An 18408-nucleotide genomic window follows, 5' to 3' on the forward strand; every position below is an offset into this window, starting at 1 on the left:
ATGAACGCCGAGGCACCCCGACCGGTCTCGACCCCGACCGCCGTCGAAGGGGTCCGCCTCCGCGAGGCCCTGTCCCGACTGCCCGCCTACAAGGCCGGCAAGCCGGCGGCGCCGCGCGAGGGGCTGACGACCTACAAGGTGTCGTCGAACGAGAACCCCTACCCGCCGCTGCCGAGCGTCCTCGAACGCGTCCGCGAGGCCGCGGGCGAGATGAACCGCTACCCCGACATGTCCGTCGCCGCCCTGACGGGTGCGATCGCCGAGCACATCGGTGTCCCCGTCGAGCGGATCGCCACGGGCACCGGCAGCGTCGGCGTGCTCGGGCAGATCGTCCAGGCGATGTGCGACGACGGTGACGAGGTCATCTACGCGTGGCGCTCCTTCGAGGCCTATCCGATCGTCGCGACCGTCGCCGGCGCCACTCCCGTGCCGGTCCCGCTGACCGCGGACGCCCGCCACGACCTCGACGCCATGGCGGCCGCGGTGACGGAGCGGACGAAGGTCATCCTCGTCTGCTCGCCGAACAACCCCACCGGGCCGTCGGTCACCACGGCGCAGGTCGAGGACTTCTTGACGAAGGTGCCCGCGCACGTCCTCGTCGTCCTCGACGAGGCCTACCTCGAGTTCGTCGACGAGCCCGACGCCCTCGACGCCGTGGCGGTCCACCAGGCCCACCCCAACGTCGCTGTCCTGCGCACCTTCTCCAAGGCCTACGGGCTGGCGGGTCTCCGCGTCGGCTACGCCGTCGCCCACGAGCCCGTGGCACAGGCGCTGCGGCAGACCGCCGTCCCCTTCGGCGTCAACTCGCTCGCCCAGGTGGCGGCCATCGCCTCGCTCGAGGCCCAGGCCGAGCTCGACGTGCGCGTGGCCGAGCTCATCGCGGAGCGGACGCGGGTCCAGTCGGGTCTGGCCGAGCAGGGATGGGAGCTGCCGAGAAGCCAGGCGAACTTCGTCTGGTTCCCGCTCGGGGCCGACGGCACCGCCTTCACGCAGGCCTGTGACGAGGCCGGACTCGTGGTCCGTCAGTACGGCGACGACGGGGTCCGGGTGACGATCGCGGAGCCCGAGGCGAACGACCGATTGCTGGAGATCGCAGCGGCCTTCCGTGCCCAGCACGGTCCGGTACGTTAGGAGGCGCACAACGTCGTGTGCCCGGTCACACCCGGGCGCGGGACGCCTGACCGTGACTGCGCCACCACCCCCGGCGCGGCCGAACACCACCCCGCCGCGGCACCACCGCACCGGGGCGAGAAGGAGATGCCGTGAGCGACAACGAGGTCGCGGACCTCAGCACCGACGAGGTGTTGGCCCGGTTGCACGAACCCGTCAAGGACCCCGGCGACGGCGGCCCCGAGATGGTCCAGCTGCTGACCCCCGAGGGGCAGCGCCTGTCGCACCCCCGCTACGACGCCGTCATCGACGCGCTGTCCGAGGACGACCTGCGGTCCTTCTACCGCGACCTCGTCCTCGTGCGCCGGCTCGACGCCGAGGGCTACGCGCTCCAGCGTCAGGGTGAGCTCGGCCTGTGGCCCTCGCTGCTCGGCCAGGAGGCGGCCCAGGTCGGCTCCGGGCGCGCGCTGCGCACCCAGGACTTCGCCTTCCCGACCTACCGCGAGCACGGGGTCGGCTTCACCCGCGGCATGGACCCGCTGACGCCGATGTCCCTCTTCCGCGGCGTCAGTCAGGGCGGCTGCGACCCCAAGGCGAACAACTTCCACCTCTACACGATCGTCATCGGCGCCCAGACGCTGCACGCGACGGGCTACGCCATGGGCGTCGCGAAGGACGGGCTCGTCGGCACGGGCGACCCGGACCGCGACACCGCCGTCATCGCCTACTTCGGCGACGGCGCGTCCGCCCAGGGCGACGTCAACGAGGCCTTCGTCTACGCGGCCTCCTTCGATGCCCCCGTCGTGTTCTTCTGCCAGAACAACCAGTGGGCCATCAGCGAGCCGGTCACCAAGCAGACGCGGATTCCGCTCTACCAGCGCGCTCGCGGCTTCGGCTTCCCCGGCGTCCGCGTCGACGGCAACGACATCCTCGCCGTCTACGCCGTGACGAAGCACTATCTCGACGAGGCGCGCTCGGGCAACGGCCCGCTCTTCATCGAGGCGTTCACCTACCGGATGGGTGCGCACACCACGGCCGACGACCCGACGAAGTACCGGATCGACGCCGAGGTCGAGAACTGGAAGTTCCGCGACCCGATCCTGCGGTTCAAGACCCTGCTCTCGCGCGAGGGCATCGCCGACGAGGCGTACTTCACCGCCATCGACGCCGAGGCCGACGAGTTCGCGGCCCGACTGCGCGAGGGCGTGCAGACCATGCCGACGGCACCGGGCAACACGATGTGGGACCACGTCTACGCCGAGGACCACCCGGTCATGGAGCAGGAGCGGGCCGCCTACGAGGCCTACGTCGCGAGCTTCGAAGGGGCGAACTGAGATGGCGACCCAGAAGATCGGCATCGGCAAGGCCATCACCGCAGGACTGCGCAAAGCGATGGAGAACGACCCGAAGGTCGTGCTCATCGGTGAGGACATCGGCAAGCTCGGCGGCGTCTTCCGCGTGACCGAGGGATTGCAGAAGGACTTCGGTGAGGACCGCGTCATCGACGCGCCGCTGGCCGAGTCCGGCATCGTCGGCACCGCCGTCGGCATGGCGCTGCGGGGCTACCGACCCGTCTGCGAGATCCAGTTCGACGGCTTCGTCTACCCCGCCTTCGACCAGATCGTCAGCCAGGTCGCCAAGATGCGGGCGCGCTCACTCGGCGCCGTGACGATGCCCATGGTCATCCGTATCCCCTACGGCGGCGGCATCGGTTCGCCGGAGCACCACAGCGAGTCGCCGGAGGCCTACTTCGCGCACACCGCCGGACTGCGCGTCGTCACGTGCGGCAACCCGGAGGACGCCTACTGGATGATCCAGGAGGCCATCGCGTGCGACGACCCGGTGATCTTCCTCGAGCCCAAGCGGCGCTATCACGACCGGGCCGAGGTCGACCTCGACGCGGCGACGTCGCCGCGCGGCCTCTTCGACGCTGTCGTGGCACGCACCGGCACCGACTGCACGGTCATCGGCTACGGCCCGACCATGAAGCAGTGCCTCGAGGCCGCCAGCGCGGCCGAGGCCGAGGGCACCTCGATCGAGGTGATCGACCTGCGCTCGCTGTCCCCGCTGCCGATCGAGACGATCGTCGCGTCGGTCCGCAAGACCGGACGGCTCGTCGTCGTCCACGAGGCGTCGAGCTACCTCGGCATGGGTGCGGAGATCGCCGCCCAGGTGACCGAGCGGTGCTTCCACGACCTCGAGGCGCCCGTCATCCGCGTCAACGGCGCCAACATCCCCTACCCGCCCAGTCGGATGGAGGAGGAGTTCCTCCCTGACCTCGACCGCATCCTCGACGGCGTCGACCGCGCGCTCGCGTACTGACCCGGGCACGACGGAAGGACTGGAATGGCCATCAAGACGTTCAACCTGCCCGACCCCGGCGAAGGCCTCGTCGAGGCCGAGATCATCGAGTGGAAGGTCGCGGTCGGAGACACCGTGACCGTCAACCAGGTGGTCCTCGAGATCGAGACTGCGAAGTCACTCGTCGAACTGCCCATCCCGTGGGCGGGGACGGTGCGCGCGATCCTCGTGGAGCCCGGCGCCACCGTCGACGTCGGTTCGCCGATCATCGAGATCGACGACGGCACCGGCGGCGACACGGCACCGTCCGCGGCGCCCGTTCCCGCCGAGGCGGCTGCCCCGGCCCCCGCCGCGGACAGCGGCGCAGACTCCGGCGAGGGCGCGATCCTCGTCGGCTACGGCGCGAAGGCGGGCGCCACGACTCGGCGTCCACGGGTGATGTCGGCGCGCGATGCCGGCGATCCGCCGTCGGGTCGGGTGGCCGCGCCCGCCACTGCTCCGGCAGCTCCGGCGGCGCCCGCCCCGGCGCCTGTGACACCCGCCCCGGCAGTGCCCGCCCCGGCGAGTGACGGCGGACGCCCGCGGGCCAAGCCGCCGGTGCGCAAGCTCGCCAAGGACCACGGCATCGACCTCGCCATGGTGGCCCCGACCGGCGAGAGCGGGATCATCACGCGCGCCGACGTCGAGGCGGTCATCGCCGGTGGCGTCGCCCCGGCGGCGACGACGGCGTCCACGCCATCGTCGGAGGCCGCGGGCACCGCGGGCGGGGCAGCGATCCCCTTCGCCGTCACCGACCGCGGCGAGGAGCGCACCCCGATCAAGGGCGTCCGCAAGATGACCGCCCAGGCGATGGTGGGCTCCGCCTTCACCGCGCCGCACGTCACCGAGTGGGTCACCCTCGACGTCACCGCGACAATGGATCTCGTCGAGCGGCTCAAGCGGGACAAGGAGTTCGCGGGCCTCAAGGTCTCTCCGCTGCTCGTCCTCGCGAAGGCGCTCTGCCTCGCCATCCGCCGCAACCCGGGCATCAACGCCACGTGGGACGAGGCGGCCCAGGAGATCGTCACCAAGCGCTACGTCAACCTCGGCATCGCGGCGGCGACCCCGCGCGGGCTCGTCGTCCCGAACATCAAGGACGCCGACCTCATGCCGATGGCGGACCTCGCCCGGGCCATCGGTGAGCTGACCGAGACGGCTCGCGCCGGCCGGACCCAGCCCGCCGAGATGTCGGGCGGCACGATCACCATCACCAACGTCGGCGTCTTCGGCGTCGACTCGGGCACGCCGATCATCAACCCCGGTGAGTCGGCCATCCTCTGCTTCGGCGCCGTGCGCCGGATGCCGTGGGTCGTCACCGCGGCCGACGGGTCCGAGTCGATCGAACCGCGCTGGGTCACCCAGCTCGCGCTCTCCTTCGACCACCGACTCGTCGACGGCGAACTCGGCAGTCGCTTCCTCGCGGACGTCGCCGCCATCCTCGGGGACCCGACGAAGGCGCTCGTCTGGGGCTGATCCGCCGACGGCACGACGAAGGCGGCCCGACCACCTGGTCGGGCCGCCTTCGTCGTCGTCAGGGCAGGTGGGTCGTCAGGCCAGGTGGGTGAACGGGCTGGCGCTGAAGCCCAGCTTGGCGCCGTAGGCGAGGCCGCCCGCGTCCGTGCCGTCGTAGCGGGTCACGGTGCCGTCGCTCGAGACGGCGATGAGGTCATCGCGGGCGTTGCCCGTCAGCTCTCCCGGGCTCGTGACGATCCGCTTGTACTGCCACCCGGAAGTCGCTGCGGCGTCGCCGTAGGTGAAACCGCCCGAGGTCGCGACGAGCGACCTCATCTTGCCGCTGGCCGAGAAGCCGATCAGGTCGCCGCGGCCGTCGCCGTTGACGTCCTGGACCCCCTCGATGCGGGAGTAGTACGTGCCGACCCCGCCGGAGAGCCACGCCCCGCCGCTGATCGTTCCGTCCGTGGCGAGCGAATACCGCCGCAGGCCACCGCCGCTCGTGCGGGCGACGAGGTCGATGGACCCGTTCTTGTCGATGTCGGGCACCGTCGCGATGTCGGTGAAGTCGCCCCAGCCGGTGGCGATGGTCCGGTAGGTGCCGGGCTTGCCGGTGCTCGTCGTGGGGTGGAAGCGGAGCAGTCCGTTGGACTCGACGGTGAGCAGGTCGGAGCGACCGTCCTTGTTGACGTCACCCGGCGAGCCGAGCCACTTCTTCCCGCCCCAGCCGGAGGCGAGCGTGGCGCGGGAGCCGAGCCCGCCCGACCCGTCGCCGCTCCAGCGGTAGAGGTAGCCGCCGGAGGAGATGCCGACCATGTCGGCGCACCCGTCACCGCTGAGATCGCCCTTGACCGTGGTCATCGGCGGCACGAGCGCGGCGCGGTTGCCCCAGACGATCCGGGACACGCCCTCGATCGTCGTGATCTGGCCGGCCTCGCTGCCCGGGTTGTCCTGGGTGAGGACGGCGATGGAGTAGTCGGGCGTGCTGTACGTGGACAGGCCGATGCTGTTCACGTGCCAGCCCGTCGTGCGGGGGAGCCAGCCGTTCTTCACGGCGACCGTCCCGGCTGGCGGCCCGGCCGTCACGCCCCAGTCCTGGTCGCTCGCGACGCTGCGCATGAGCGAGAGGCCATAGCTGCGGTTGGTGGCGTTGACCTTGCCGGTCCACCGCGCCAGGTGCTCCATGAGGCGGACCTGGTCGCTGGCCGTCGTGCGGGTGAGCCCCCAGTGACCGGCGGAGTCCATCGTCGTGCTCGCCAGGCCGAGTCGCTTGTTGTAGGAGCTCAGCCCCGACCCCTGGCCGAGCGCGTTCCACAACTCGGTCGTCGCCGCGTTGTCGCTGTAGCGGATCATCGGGACCATCTTCGACTTCTCCCACTCGGAGAGGGCCCGGCCCTGATCCTGCGCGCGCATCATCGTCGCGACCATGATGTCGACCTTGACGATGCTGGCGGTGTAGTTGGTCCACGAGCCCTTCGTCGACGCGTAGATGGTCGAGCGACCGGGCACCTTCACGGCGACGGTCACGTCACCGGGCCGGCTGTTGACGTAGCTCTGGATCTTGCTCGCGAAGGGGAAGGCGGCGTCGGCGAGGTCGGCCTGGGCGGGGGCGGTCGTGCGGGCCGTGGGGTCATCGGCGACGGCGACGGTCCACGTGTACTCGCCGGTGACCTCGGTGCGGATGTCGGTGGCGGCGCTCGTGCCGAGCGCCTTCGAGGCCTGTCCCGAGGGTAGCGCCTGCTGGAGGTCGACGCTGCGGAGGCGACCGCCGGTGCAGCTGATGCCCTTCCCGGTGGCGGGCACCTCCACCTTCGCTCCCCGGGCATCCGTGCCGCGGAAGCCGGGCTCCCCGACGAGCGAGACGAGGCCGCCGTCGACGACGCGTGCCTTGCCGCCGGCGCCGAGGGCGCCGCCGATCTCGACGGTGTCCTCGCCGAGGCCGTCGCAGAGGATCGTGATGCTGCGGGCCTCGGGCGTGGCTGCCTGTACGCCCGAGGTCGTGGCGGAGGCCGGGGTGGCGGCCACGATGGCCCCCGCGGTGAGCGCTGCGCCCAGAGCGAGCGCTCGTCGTGCGGTGGGGTTGGTCGGTGCCGACATTGCAGGCCCTTCACGTCGTCGCTCTCCCCGGAGCGGGGCTGCGTCCATCACACCATTGGAGACGCACGAGCGACGCGCGGGGTTGCGTCAGCTGCCGGTTCGCAGGGCGCGCTGGCGGGCGAGTTCTGCCTCGAGCGAGACGGAGAAGTGGTCCAGGTGGGCACGGAAGGCGGCCAGATCGTCGTCCGACCAGTCCGCCAGGAACTCGCCGAACCACTGGTCGCGCTGGCGGCGAAGGTCGGTGACCAGGGCGCGGCCCGTGTCGGTGAGGTGCACGAGTTGGGCGCGCCCGTCGCGGGGGTCGGGGATCTTGGCGACGATGCCGTGGCCGGCCAGCGCGGTGACGTGCCGGCTCACGGTGGAGATGTCGGAGTGGATCCAATCGGCGATCTCGGAGACGCGCATGTCGTCCGGCTCGATCGAGAAGACGACGGGCCAGGCGGCCGGGTCGAGGCCGGGGATGAGGGGAGCGGCGTGGTGCCGCGCGGCCTGGAGGAGCTTGACGGCGCGCGCGAGGCTCGAACCCATGCCCTCGGCACGTGGGGCGTCGGTCGCGTGGCTGCCGTCGTCGGTCATGGTCCCACTCTCCCAGCAGACGCTTGCGCGTCGCAAACAACCCCGTCATCCGAGGAAGGGACACCTGATGTCCAACTCGGGGGAAGGGGGCCGGTGCGGCCGGGTTTGGGACACCTGATGTCCAAAACTGGGGGGAAGGGGGCCGGTGGGGCCGGGTTTGGGACACCTGATGTCCAAAACTGGGGGGAAGGGGGCCGGTGGGGCCGGGTTTGGGACACCTGGTGTCCAAAACTGGGGGACGGCATGAGATCAGGTTGCAGTGACCCTAACGCCGGGGATACGCTGACGCAGCCCACTTAGGGTCATTACAACCTTTACGCGAAGGAGCGTCGGTGGCCACACCCGACAGCGTCACGCTTGCCGTCTCGACGGTGATCTTTGCGCTGCGCCCGCACTCCGAGTCCGGACTGATGACCCTGTGGCTGCCGCTCGTCCGGCGGATCCGGGAGCCCCATGAGGGCCAGTGGGCGCTGCCCGGGGGGCCACTCGGCGCCGCGGATGACCTGGCTCGCTCCGCCGAGCGCAACCTCGAAGCGACCACTGGTCTGACGCCGCGCTACCTCGAGCAGCTCTACGCCTTCGGCGCCGTGAATCGCTCACCCGGCCATGACCGCGTCGTCTCGATCGTCTACTGGGCCCTCGTGCGCGCCGACGAGGCCGACCGCACGGCGGAGGCGACCGCGACGAACGTCGAGTGGTTCGTCGCCGACGAGCTGCCCTCGCTCGCCTTCGACCACAACGAGATCGTCGAGTACGCCCTGTGGCGCCTGCGGACGAAGCTCGAGTACAGCCGGATCGCGCCCGCCCTGATCGGCGAGACCTTCACGCTGGCCCAGCTGCGCGAGGTCCACGAGGCCGTGCTCCGGCGCCCGCTGGACCCGGCGAACTTCCGCCGCCAGCTCAAGGCCTCCGGCGAGATCGAGCCGACGGGGGAGCGCGTCCAGGGCGCGAAGAACCGACCCCCGCGCCTCTACCGCTTCACCAACCCCGGCACCACCAGCACGCAGCCCCGGCAGGAGAACTCATGACCAGCGTCGCCACGACCATCGCGCTCGCAGCCCCCGGATCGACCTGCGGGACCGACCTCGGCGCGCAGCCGTGGTCCCTCGACGCGGTCCCCGGGTACGGCCCGGGCGCCTCCGCCGCCGACACCATTCCCGAGCCGGTCGCCCGACCCGGCCAGCTCCCCGAGCGCTACCGCGGCCTGTCCGACGACGAGCTCCACGCCAAGATCACCGCAGCGAAGGAGGCCCTCGGCGAGCGCCTCGTCATCCTCGGCCACTTCTACCAGCGCGACGAGGTCGTCCGGCATGCCGACTTCGTCGGGGACTCCTTCCAGCTGGCGAACGCGGCCCTGACCCGCCCCGACGTCGAACACATCGTCTTCTGCGGCGTGCACTTCATGGCGGAGACGGCCGACATCCTCTCCGGCCCGGAGCAGAGCGTCGTCCTGCCCAACCTCGCCGCCGGATGCTCCATGGCCGACATGGCCGACCTTGAGTCCGTGACGGCCTGTTGGGAGGAGCTGACCGAGGTCTACGGCACCGAGCCCGACGCGGACGGCCGCGTGCCCGTCATCCCGGTGACGTACATGAACTCCTCCGCAGCGCTGAAGGCCTTCTGTGGGGAGCGCGGTGGCATCGTCTGCACCTCCTCGAACGCGGCGACCGTCCTCGAGTGGGCGTTCGAGCGGGGCCAGCGGGTCCTCTTCTTCCCCGACCAGCACCTGGGCCGCAACACGGCGAAGGCGATGGGGATCCCCCTCGACCGAATGCCGATGTGGGACCCGCGCCGACCGCTCGGCGGCAACTCGGAGCAGGACCTCGCCGACGCGAAGGTGCTGCTCTGGCACGGCTTCTGCTCGGTGCACAAGCGCTTCACCGTCGCGCAGATCGAGCGCGCGCGGGCCGAGCACCCGGGGGTGCGCGTCATCGTCCACCCCGAGTGCCCGATGCCCGTCGTCGACGCCGCCGACGAGGCCGGCTCGACCGACCTCCTCCGCCGTGCCGTCGAGTCGGCGGAGCCGGGGGCGACCTTCGCCATCGGCACGGAGATCAACATGGTCAACCGGCTCCAGGCCGAGCACCCCGAACACACGATCTTCTGCCTCGACCCCGTCATCTGCCCGTGCTCGACGATGTATCGGATCCACCCCGGCTACCTCGCGTGGGTGCTTGAGGAGCTCGTGGCGGGCCGCGTGCCGAACCGGATCACGGTGCCCGACGACGTCGCCGCGCCGGCGAAGGTCGCCCTTGAGCGGATGCTCGCGGCGGCCCCCCGACCCGTGGTGAAGGCCTGACATGGCGCGCATGACGGACGCGACGGCGCGCCCGCTCGTCGTCGTCGGCAGCGGCGTGGCCGGGCTGACGGCCGCGCTGGAGGCGGCGGAGCACACGACGGGCGGCCGGGTGACCTTCGCCGTGACGCTCGTGACGAAGGGGGTCCTCGAGGCGAGCAACACGACGCGCGCCCAGGGTGGCGTCGCCGTCGTCACCGGCCCGGACGACACCATCGCCGAGCACGTCGCGGACACGATCGCGGCCGGTGCCGGGATCGTCGATCGCGAGGCCGCGGAGGTGCTCTGCGCGGACGGCCCCTCGGCCGTCGGTGATCTCATCACGCGCGGGGTCGCCTTCGACCTCGTCGGCGACGACCTGGCCCGCGGGCTGGAAGCCGCCCACGGGCACGCACGAATCCTGCACGCCGGTGGCGACGCGACCGGCGCGGCCATGACGCGGGCGCTCATTGCGCGGGTGCGGCGCAGTCCCGTCCGGATCCTCGAGCGGACGGTCGTCACGGACCTCGAGCTCGAGAGCGGCCGCGTGACCGGCGTGCGCCTGCTCGACGGGTCGGTTCTGACGGCCGAGGCGGTCATCCTCGCGACGGGCGGCGCCGGGCACCTCTTCGCGCACACGACCAACCCCGAGGTCGCCACCGGCGACGGCATCGCCATGGCCCTGCGCGCCGGGGCGCTCGTCGCGGACGCCGAGTTCTACCAGTTCCACCCCACGGCGCTCGACGCCCCGGGCGACTTCCTCATCTCCGAGGCGGTGCGCGGCGAAGGGGCCGTGCTGCGGGACGCCGACGGCCGCCGGTTCATGGTGGAGCGGCACCCCGACGCGGAACTCGCGCCGCGGGACGTCGTGGCGCGCGGGATCGCCGCCGTCATGGCCAGGCAGCCAGGGCTGCCCGTCGTCCTCGACGCGACGCACCTGCGCGGGCCGGACGTGGAAGGGTGCGCGGCCTTCCTCGCGCGGCGCTTCCCGACGATCGACCGCGCCGTGCGCGCCCTCGGTCACGACTGGTCGCGCGACCCGATCCCGGTGACCCCGGCCGCGCACTACTGGATGGGCGGTGTCCGGACCGACCGGTGGGGGCGTACGTCCCTGCCCGGCCTGCTCGCCGTCGGCGAGGTCGCCTGCACCGGCGTGCACGGGGCCAACCGGCTGGCGTCGAACTCACTCCTCGAGGCCGCCGTCTACGCCACCCGCGCCGTCGCGCACCTCGCCTCGGCGACGCCCGATGACGGCGTCGTCGGCGATCCGATCTGCGATGACCTTGACCCCGACGAGCTGGTGGCCGACGCGGTCATCCCCGCCGAGGTCGACCTCGCCGACGCTCCCGGTGCGGTTCCCTTCGAGCGGCGCGACCTGCAGGACGCGATGTGGGCGGCGGCTGGGCTGCACCGGGACGCCGCGGGTCTGACGGAGCTGCGCAAGCAACTCATGGGGTGGCGCAGCCCTGCCGTCGTCGACCGTCGATCGGCCGAGGATCGCAACCTCCTGACCGTCGCCCGGGCGCTCGTGAGCGCCGCCCTGGCCCGGGAGGAGTCCCGCGGCGCCCACCACCGCACCGACTTCCCGCACTCGTCGCCCGCCTTCGCACACCACAGCGCAATCGTCGCGACCGTCAGCGGGTCCGTCCCAGCCCTCCAGGAGGTCTCGTGCTGACCGGCACGCTCACTCGTGCCGCCATCGACCCCGTTGTGCGGATGGCGCTTGCCGAGGACGCCCCCTTCGGCGATCTGACCTCCGAGACCCTCGTCCCGGTGGGTGCGGTCGCCCGTGGAGCGATCGTCGCGCGCGAGCCGGGGGTCATGGCCGGCGGCGACGTGCTCACCGCTTCGTTCGTCCTGCTCGACCCGACGACCGAGGTGAGTCTGCTCGTCGCGGACGGGGACCCCTTCGTCGCCGGCGACGTCCTCGCGCGCGTCGTCGGACCGGGCCGGTCGGTCCTGCGGTCCGAGCGGGTGGCGCTCAACCTCGTCCAGCGGATGTGCGGCATCGCGACCCTCACCCGGCGCCACGTCGACGCGGTCGCGGCCGTCCCCGGGAGCCGGGCCCGTGTCGTCGACACTCGCAAGACGACCCCCGGCCTGCGCGCCCTCGAGCGGCACGCGGTGCGGTGCGGCGGCGGCCACAACCACCGGTTCTCGCTCTCGGACGCCGTCCTGGCCAAGGACAACCACCTCGCGCTCGTCGGCGACGACCCCGGCGCGCTCACCGCGGCGCTGCGGGAGGCGCGGGCTGCGCTGCCACACACCGTCCACCTCGAGGTCGAGGTCGACCGCCCCGACCAGATCGAGCCGGTCCTCGCCGCAGGGGTCGACACGATCATGCTCGACAACTTCGACCGTGACGCGCTGCGCGCCGGGGTCGACCAGGTCGCCGGGCGAGCGCTCGTCGAGGCCTCGGGTGGCGTCACCCTCGAGACCATCGCCGACATCGCGGCCACGGGCGTCGACGTCATCTCCGTCGGCGCGCTGACCCACAGCGTCCGGGCGCTCGATCTCGGCCTCGATCTCGAGATGAGCTGAGCCGTGGCCGACCTGCTCCACCTCGACACCGCCGCGACGACACCGCTGCGGCGGGACGTGCTCGAGGCGATGTGGCCGCACCTGGGGTCGAACTTCGGGAACCCGAGCAGTCAACACGAGCTGGGGCGGTCGGCGGCGCGGACGCTCGAGGAGGCCCGCTCGCAGGTGGCGGAGATCCTCGGCTGCCTGCCCGGCGAGGTCGTCTTCACCGGCGGCGGCACCGAGGCGGACAACACGGCGGTGAAGGGGATCGCCCTGGCCGACCCGCGCGGGCGGCACGTCATCGTCTCGGCCGTGGAGCACCCGGCGGTGCTCGAGTCGGCGGCCTGGCTCGGCCGGATCGGGTATGCCGTGGACATCGTGCCGGTCGACGGCCACGGCCGCGTCGACCCCGACGACGTCGCTCGACTCCTTCGTCCCGACACGACCCTCGTCTCGGTGCAGTTGGCCAACAACGAGGTCGGCACCCTGCAGCCCGTCGCCGAGGTGTCCGCGGTGGCCGCCCGTCACGGGGTGCCCGTGCACACGGACGCGGTCCAGGCCGCGGGGTGGGTCGACCTCGACCTCGGCCGGCTCGGCGTGCGCGCGCTCAGCCTGTCGGGTCACAAACTCGGGGCGCCGAAGGGGACCGGTGTCCTCGTCGTCCATCGACGCCAGCGGCTCGAGCCGCTGCTGCACGGGGGCGGCCAGGAGTCCGGGCGGCGCTCCGGCACGGTCGACGTGGCCGGGGCGGTGGGGTTCGCCGCTGCGTTGACGGCGGCGGCCGCCGCGATCGATGCCGGGGTGCCGGCGGAGGTCGCCCGGCGCAGGGACGCCTTCGTCGCCGAGGTCCTGCGCTCGGCGCCCGGGGCGATGCTCACGGGCCACCCGACCGAGCGGCTGCCGGGCTCGGCCTCCTTCTGCTTCCCCGGCACGAGCGGCGAGGCCGTCCTGCTGGCTCTGGCCGAGCGCGGGATCCTGTGCGCGAGCGGCTCCGCGTGCGCGGCCGGCAGCGACGAACCGTCAGCTGTGCTGACGGCGATGGGCCTGTCGCGCGAGGTCGCCCAGACCGCGGTGCGCTGCACCTTCGGCGCGGAGGTGAGTGAGGACGATCTCGCGCGCGCGGCCCGCGAGGTCGGGGCGGCCGTGACCCGCCTTCGTGCTCTGGGCTGACCGCCCCGCCCGCGCGCCCCGAGGAAGGGACACCTGATGTCCAAAACTCGGGCGAAGGGGGCGCTCAGCGCCGAGTTTGGGACACCTGATGTCCAAAACTCGATGGGTGGGGGGCGCTGGCGGGGGGCGAGGGGAGCGGGCGTCAGGGAGCGAGGTTGAGGTGGTCCAGCACGTCGGCGGCGACCGCCTCATCACCGTGCACGTCGTGGTGCAGCTCCTGGCGCGTCCGTCGTCCGGCGCCGAGCCGCCCGGCGACCTGCGTCGAGAGCCGGATCGTCGTCGTCGCGGCAGGATCGTGGTCGTGCTCCTCGCCGGTGAAGAGCGGGAGCCCGCGACGCGAACCGTCGACGTCGGCGACGAGCACGCCGGAGCGTCCTTCGATCGGCCCGGTCAGTTCGAGGATGACGGCATGGCCGGTGGGCACGTGGGTGCGCTTCCCGACGATCATCGGCAGCGCGGCAAAAAGAGTGCGGACGAAGTGGGCCGCGCCCCCGGTGTCCTGCCCACCGATGCGCCCGAGGGCCTCGCGCAGGTCCTGCTCGTGCACCCACAGGTCGAAGAGGCGCGTCTGGAGGAAGGCGATCCGCGTTGTCGGGCCGAAGAGGCCGACGATGCGGTCCTCGGCGGTGAGGGCGGGGTCGCGCATGGCCGCGATCGCTTGTGGCAGCAGCGTGTCGAGCTCCTCGAGGATCGCCTCGGGCGATCGTCCCCGCCGCGCCTCGACGGACCGCTCGACGAACTCGGCCATGGGGGAGCCGACGTGGGTCAGGTGGGCGACGGGGACGTCGGGGTTCTCCCCGGTGGCGAAGTAGTGCTCGAGGCCGATGACGTGGGCGAGGACGTCCTGGACGCTCCACCCGGGGCAGTCCGTCGGCAGGGCGAAGTCGGCCGGGCGCGCCCCGTGCGCGAGGTCGCTGATCGTCTGCAGGGTCTGGGCGATGGCCTCGACATGCTCGTCGAGACCTTTGGGTGCTGCCGGGTGCAGGGACATGCAGCCAGCCTACTTAGGCTGTCGGCATGAGCAGCGTCCCCGCAACGACGAGCACGACGACCGGGCCGACCACCCCGCAGGGCGGCGGCCGAGGGCCGTTGCCGCTCGTCATCCTCGTCGGAGTGGGCCTCGTCGCCGCGGTCGTTGGCGTCCTCGTCGGCGGCGCCGCGCAGTCCTATCCGATCGGTGACCCCGGCGCCCTCGTCCGGTGGGGCCTGCCGCTGCTTCGCCTGATCCACGACCTCTCGGCGAGCGCGACGATCGGCCTCCTCCTGGTCGGCGCCTTCCTCGTGCCCGAGACCGTCCGCACCAACCATCGCGTGACGCTGGCACGGTCCGCCGCCGTGGCCGCCGTCGTCTGGGCCGCCGCGGCCCTCGTCGGCACCGTCCTGTCCTTCGCCGACACCGCCGGCATCACCCTGGGGTCGCCCGGCTTCGTCGACCAGTACCTCGCCTTCGTCCTCGAACTCGAGACCACCCGCGGCGGCCTGATCACCGCTGGCCTGGCCATCGTCGTCGCCATCGGCGCCTCGATCGCGCGGACGAAGGGGGCCCTCGCCTGGCTCCTCGCCTTCGCCGTCCTCGCCCTCTGGCCCGTCGCCCTCAACGGTCACAGCTCCGCGAGCCGGGACCACATGGGCGGGGTCAACGCGATCTTCGTCCACCTGATCGGCGCGTGCGTGTGGGTCGGTGGCCTCCTGGCGCTGGCGCTCGTGCGCGGAATGCTCGGCCGCCACCTTGCGGCCACGGTGCGCCGCTACTCGGTGGTCGCCGGCTGGGCCTACGGCGCCATCGTCCTCTCGGGGATCCTCGCGCTCTGGATCAACCTCACGTCGTGGGGCGACTTCCTGTCCGCCTACGGCGCCATCGTCGGCGTGAAGGTCGTGACGCTCGTCCTCCTCGGCCTGCTGGGCTGGCAGCAGCGACGGTCGGTCGTCGCCCGGCTCGAGAGCCTCGACCGGGAGGCTGGCCCGGCCGCCGACGGGACGAGCGCGAAGGGGGCCACGGCCACCTTCGTCCGCCTGCTCGCCGTCGAACTGGTGCTCATGGGCATCGCCTTCGGCGCTGCCGCCGCGCTCTCCCGCACGCCCGCCCCGGCGGAGGAGCTGCTCGCGCCGCCCACGGACGCGGTCTACGAGCTGACGCAGTACCCCGCGCCGCCGGAGCCGACGACGGCGTCGTGGTGGAACGAGTGGCTCATCGACTGGCTGTGGGTGGCCGTCGCGGCCGTCGCCGTCGGCGTCTACCTCGCGTGGGTGCTGCGGTTGCGGCGGCGCGGCGACGCGTGGCCCGTCCTGCGGACGATCAGCTGGGTGCTCGGCTGGGTCGTCTTCGTGTACTTCACGTCGGGGGCGCCCGGTGTCTACGGCAAGGTCAGCTTCTCGTGGCACATGGTCATGCACATGGGCGTGGCCATGATCGTGCCGCTGCTGCTCGTGCCCGGGGCCCCCATCACGTTGGCGCTGCGGGCCCTGCCCGTCCGCAAGGACAAGACCCTCGGCCCCCGCGAACTCCTCCTCGCGCTCGTGCACTCCCGCTATCTGCAGGTCCTCGCGAACCCGATCATCGCCGCCGCGATCTTCTTCTTCAGCCTGGCGATCTTCTACTGGTCGCCCCTCTTCGAGCTCGCCCTGCGGACGCACACCGGGCACGTGCTGATGATGATCCACTTCGTCGCGTCGGGGTACCTCTTCGCGTGGGTGCTCGTCGGCATCGACCCGGGACCGAAGCGGGCCCACCCGCTCTTCAAACTCGTGGTCCTCTTCGTCACGGTGTCGTTCCACGCGTTCTTCGGCGTCGTCATGACCGACTCGTCGACGCTTCTCGCGGCGCCGTTCTTCGACGCGCTCGACCTGTCGTGGATCCCCGATCCGCTCGCCGACCAGCACCGCGGCGGGGCCATCGCGTGGGGCGTCGGTGAGGCGCCGACCCTCGTGCTCGCGCTCATGGTCGCGGCGCAATGGGTGCGCTCGGATCGTGCGGAGCAGATCCGCCGGGACCGCCAGGCCGACCGGGACGGTGACGCCGAACTCGCCGCCTACAACGCGGACCTCGCCCGCCGCGCCGACCGCGGCTGACCGACCCCGCCCGCCCCTTCCCCCGAGTTGTGGACATCAGGTGTCCATTACCCAGGGGTGCGAGCGGGTCACATCCCCCAGGCGTCGGCCAGCAGCCGGAAGGAGCGACGCCGCAGCTCGGGGTCGTGCGTGTAGGTCGCGACGATCAACTCGTCGATGGCGTGCTCGGCGACGAAGGCGTCCAGGGTCGCCACGACCGATTCCGGCGAGCCCACGGCGCGGGCCGGTCCGACGGGCGTGCCCGCGACCTGCAGCAACTCGGGGCTGAGCATCCCCGCGAGGTCGTGGGTCGGCGGGTCCAGCGGGGCGGACTGTCCGGTTCGGATCCGGACGGTCATGAGCTGGCTCGTCGTGTAGAGGTACTCGGCCTCCTCCTGCGTCGGCGCCACGAGGACGGAGACCCCGGCCATGACGGTCGGCCGGTCGACCTGCGCCGTCTCCGCGCCGGCGTTGAACGCCTCCCGATAGACGGCGAGGGCTTGGGCCAACTGCTGCGGGGCGAAGTGGGACGCGAAGGAGAAGGGCAGGCCCAGCGCGGCCGCCACCTGCGCGCCGCCCGTCGAGGACCCCAGCATCCACAGGGGCACCTCGGTCTCCTCGCCCGGGAGGGCGCGCACCCGGCGGGTGCCCGGCCGACGCGGCCCGAGGTAGGCCTGCAGGTCGAGGACGTCCTGCGCGAAGGTGTCCAGCTCGCCGGTCCCGCGGCGCAGGGCCGCGGCCGTCATGGGGTCCGTGCCGGGCGCGCGGCCGAGGCCGAGGTCGAACCGGTCGCCGTGGATGGTGGCGAGGGTGCCGTAGTACTCGGCGACCATGAGGGGGGCGTGGTTCGGCAACATGACGCCGCCGGAGCCCAGCCGGATCCGGCTGGTGTGCTCGGCGAGGTGCCCGAGGACGAGGGACGTCGCCGAGCTGAGGAAGGTCTCACTGCCGTGGTGTTCGGCCACCCACAGGCGCTGGTAGCCGAGCCGATCGACCTCCTCGGCGAGTCGCCGGGTCTCGACGAAGGCATCGTGGCGACTCATGCCCTGGGAGACGGGGGCGAGTTCGAGGACGGACAGGGGGACGCGGCCAGCGGTGGAAGTCACGTCCATGGCCAACCACGGGCCGGGTCACGATCATCCCGCGCGCCCCAACGGGTCATGTGTCCGTTCGTTTCGGTGGGTGTCGAGGGCTCTGGATTGTCGTTGCCGCAGTGATTCTCGTTGCCGTCGTGCTCCTCCTGGCGATCTGGTTCGTCGTGCGCGGACGCCGCGGCCACGCGCCGACGGGCGACGACATGCCCATGGCGCCGGATGCCGGCACCGCGACACCGCAGAGCCGTGCCAAGGAGCGTTACGGCGAGGGCATGGGCGGCAGCGGCGGCAGCTTCTACTACTGAGCGCTGGCGTCGCCGTCCCGGGTCAGACAGGTCACGCTTTCCCGGCGCTCGGGGAGCGCATCGGGACTAGTGTTCAAGGACAGCGGGCCATTGCGTCCGCACCGTCAACGGGGGTTGCCATGGATGTTCCCGCCTACCTTTTGATGCTCACGCCCGTCGTGGCCCTGTTGGCGATCGGTTGGTTCGCCGACCGCGGTCGGCGCCGCCGCCAACGTGAGGGTGACGACGTGCACCCGATCTCGGACGTCAAGCACGAGCGGCTGCAGGAGCAGGCCGAGTTGCAGCACGCGCCCGATCGGTCGCAGTTCCGCGGCGGCCCCGGTGGCGGCGTCGGCGGAGTGGGGGGTGTCTGACATGGACGTCAAACTCACCCTGCTGCTGCTCGCGCCCATCGTCCTCCTCCTGACCCTCCCGAGGG

General features: G+C 72.1%; 16 protein-coding genes. 12 read left to right on the top strand and 4 right to left on the bottom strand.

The window, feature by feature from the left end:
- The 4 genes from hisC to ACQBAS_RS00820 all read left to right on the top strand — a co-directional run bounded on the left by hisC (position 1) and on the right by ACQBAS_RS00820 (position 4923).
- Positions 1–1131 carry a histidinol-phosphate transaminase gene (gene hisC / locus ACQBAS_RS00805; protein WP_427385651.1) on the top strand — a complete coding sequence of 377 codons (1131 nt, stop codon included), beginning with the start codon at positions 1–3 and terminating at the stop codon, positions 1129–1131.
- 131 nt (positions 1132–1262) lie between these two features.
- On the top strand, positions 1263–2444 hold the full coding sequence (gene pdhA / locus ACQBAS_RS00810; protein WP_427384425.1) for a pyruvate dehydrogenase (acetyl-transferring) E1 component subunit alpha: 1182 nt from the start codon (positions 1263–1265) through the stop codon (positions 2442–2444).
- Between the two features lies 1 nt (position 2445).
- A complete protein-coding gene (locus tag ACQBAS_RS00815; protein WP_427384426.1) occupies positions 2446–3432 on the top strand; it encodes an alpha-ketoacid dehydrogenase subunit beta in 987 nt (328 codons plus the stop codon).
- 24 nt (positions 3433–3456) lie between these two features.
- Positions 3457–4923 carry a dihydrolipoamide acetyltransferase family protein gene (locus ACQBAS_RS00820; protein ID WP_427384427.1) on the top strand — a complete coding sequence of 489 codons (1467 nt, stop codon included), beginning with the start codon at positions 3457–3459 and terminating at the stop codon, positions 4921–4923.
- A 75-nt stretch (positions 4924–4998) separates the two neighbouring features.
- Here ACQBAS_RS00820 and ACQBAS_RS00825 read toward each other — a convergent pair whose 3' ends face one another.
- Both ACQBAS_RS00825 and ACQBAS_RS00830 read right to left on the bottom strand, forming a co-directional pair.
- On the bottom strand, positions 4999–6999 hold the full coding sequence (locus tag ACQBAS_RS00825; protein ID WP_427384428.1) for a serine hydrolase: 2001 nt from the start codon (positions 6997–6999) through the stop codon (positions 4999–5001).
- 87 nt (positions 7000–7086) lie between these two features.
- Positions 7087–7575: a MarR family winged helix-turn-helix transcriptional regulator gene (locus tag ACQBAS_RS00830; protein WP_427384429.1), complete on the bottom strand. Its 489-nt coding sequence runs from the start codon at positions 7573–7575 to the stop codon at positions 7087–7089.
- Between the two features lie 332 nt (positions 7576–7907).
- On the opposite strand from ACQBAS_RS00830, the gene ACQBAS_RS00835 reads away from it, so the two are divergent.
- The 5 genes from ACQBAS_RS00835 to ACQBAS_RS00855 are packed head-to-tail and all read left to right on the top strand — an operon-like array spanning position 7908 to position 13543.
- Complete coding sequence (locus ACQBAS_RS00835; RefSeq protein ID WP_427384430.1) at positions 7908–8603, top strand: NUDIX hydrolase; 696 nt, start codon at positions 7908–7910, stop codon at positions 8601–8603.
- A complete protein-coding gene (gene nadA / locus ACQBAS_RS00840) occupies positions 8600–9874 on the top strand; it encodes a quinolinate synthase NadA (protein WP_427384431.1) in 1275 nt (424 codons plus the stop codon). The genes ACQBAS_RS00835 and nadA overlap by 4 nt, the downstream gene beginning before the upstream one ends.
- Positions 9875–9884: 10 nt before the next feature.
- A complete protein-coding gene (nadB, locus tag ACQBAS_RS00845) occupies positions 9885–11525 on the top strand; it encodes an L-aspartate oxidase (protein ID WP_427385652.1) in 1641 nt (546 codons plus the stop codon).
- A gap of 41 nt (positions 11526–11566) precedes the next feature.
- Positions 11567–12391 (top strand): carboxylating nicotinate-nucleotide diphosphorylase, encoded by an 825-nt coding sequence (nadC, locus tag ACQBAS_RS00850; RefSeq protein WP_427385653.1) that lies wholly within the window; start codon positions 11567–11569, stop codon positions 12389–12391.
- Between the two features lie 12 nt (positions 12392–12403).
- Positions 12404–13543, top strand: a complete 1140-nt coding sequence (locus ACQBAS_RS00855; protein ID WP_427385654.1) for a cysteine desulfurase family protein — start codon at positions 12404–12406, stop codon at positions 13541–13543.
- 142 nt (positions 13544–13685) lie between these two features.
- On the opposite strand, the gene ACQBAS_RS00860 is transcribed toward ACQBAS_RS00855, so the two are convergent.
- A complete protein-coding gene (locus ACQBAS_RS00860; RefSeq protein WP_427384432.1) occupies positions 13686–14534 on the bottom strand; it encodes a maleylpyruvate isomerase family mycothiol-dependent enzyme in 849 nt (282 codons plus the stop codon).
- A gap of 26 nt (positions 14535–14560) precedes the next feature.
- Here ACQBAS_RS00860 and ACQBAS_RS00865 point away from each other — a divergent pair, with 26 nt between their 5' ends.
- Positions 14561–16612 (top strand): cytochrome c oxidase assembly protein, encoded by a 2052-nt coding sequence (locus ACQBAS_RS00865; protein WP_427384433.1) that lies wholly within the window; start codon positions 14561–14563, stop codon positions 16610–16612.
- Positions 16613–16680: 68 nt separating this feature from the next.
- Here the strand turns inward: ACQBAS_RS00865 and ACQBAS_RS00870 are convergent, their stop codons facing one another.
- Positions 16681–17703, bottom strand: coding sequence for an LLM class flavin-dependent oxidoreductase (locus ACQBAS_RS00870; RefSeq protein ID WP_427384434.1), 1023 nt, complete (start codon positions 17701–17703; stop codon positions 16681–16683).
- A 101-nt stretch (positions 17704–17804) separates the two neighbouring features.
- Between ACQBAS_RS00870 and ACQBAS_RS00875 the strand changes: the two genes are divergently transcribed.
- Complete coding sequence (locus ACQBAS_RS00875; protein WP_427384435.1) at positions 17805–17990, top strand: hypothetical protein; 186 nt, start codon at positions 17805–17807, stop codon at positions 17988–17990.
- Between the two features lie 143 nt (positions 17991–18133).
- The gene (locus ACQBAS_RS00880; RefSeq protein WP_427384436.1) at positions 18134–18343 is read left to right on the top strand and encodes a hypothetical protein; all 210 of its coding nucleotides are present in this window, start codon (positions 18134–18136) and stop codon (positions 18341–18343) included.
- Positions 18344–18408 lie beyond the last annotated feature (65 nt).

This window comes from Janibacter zhaoxuefangae, from assembly GCF_050271985.1.
Taxonomy (GTDB): domain Bacteria; phylum Actinomycetota; class Actinomycetes; order Actinomycetales; family Dermatophilaceae.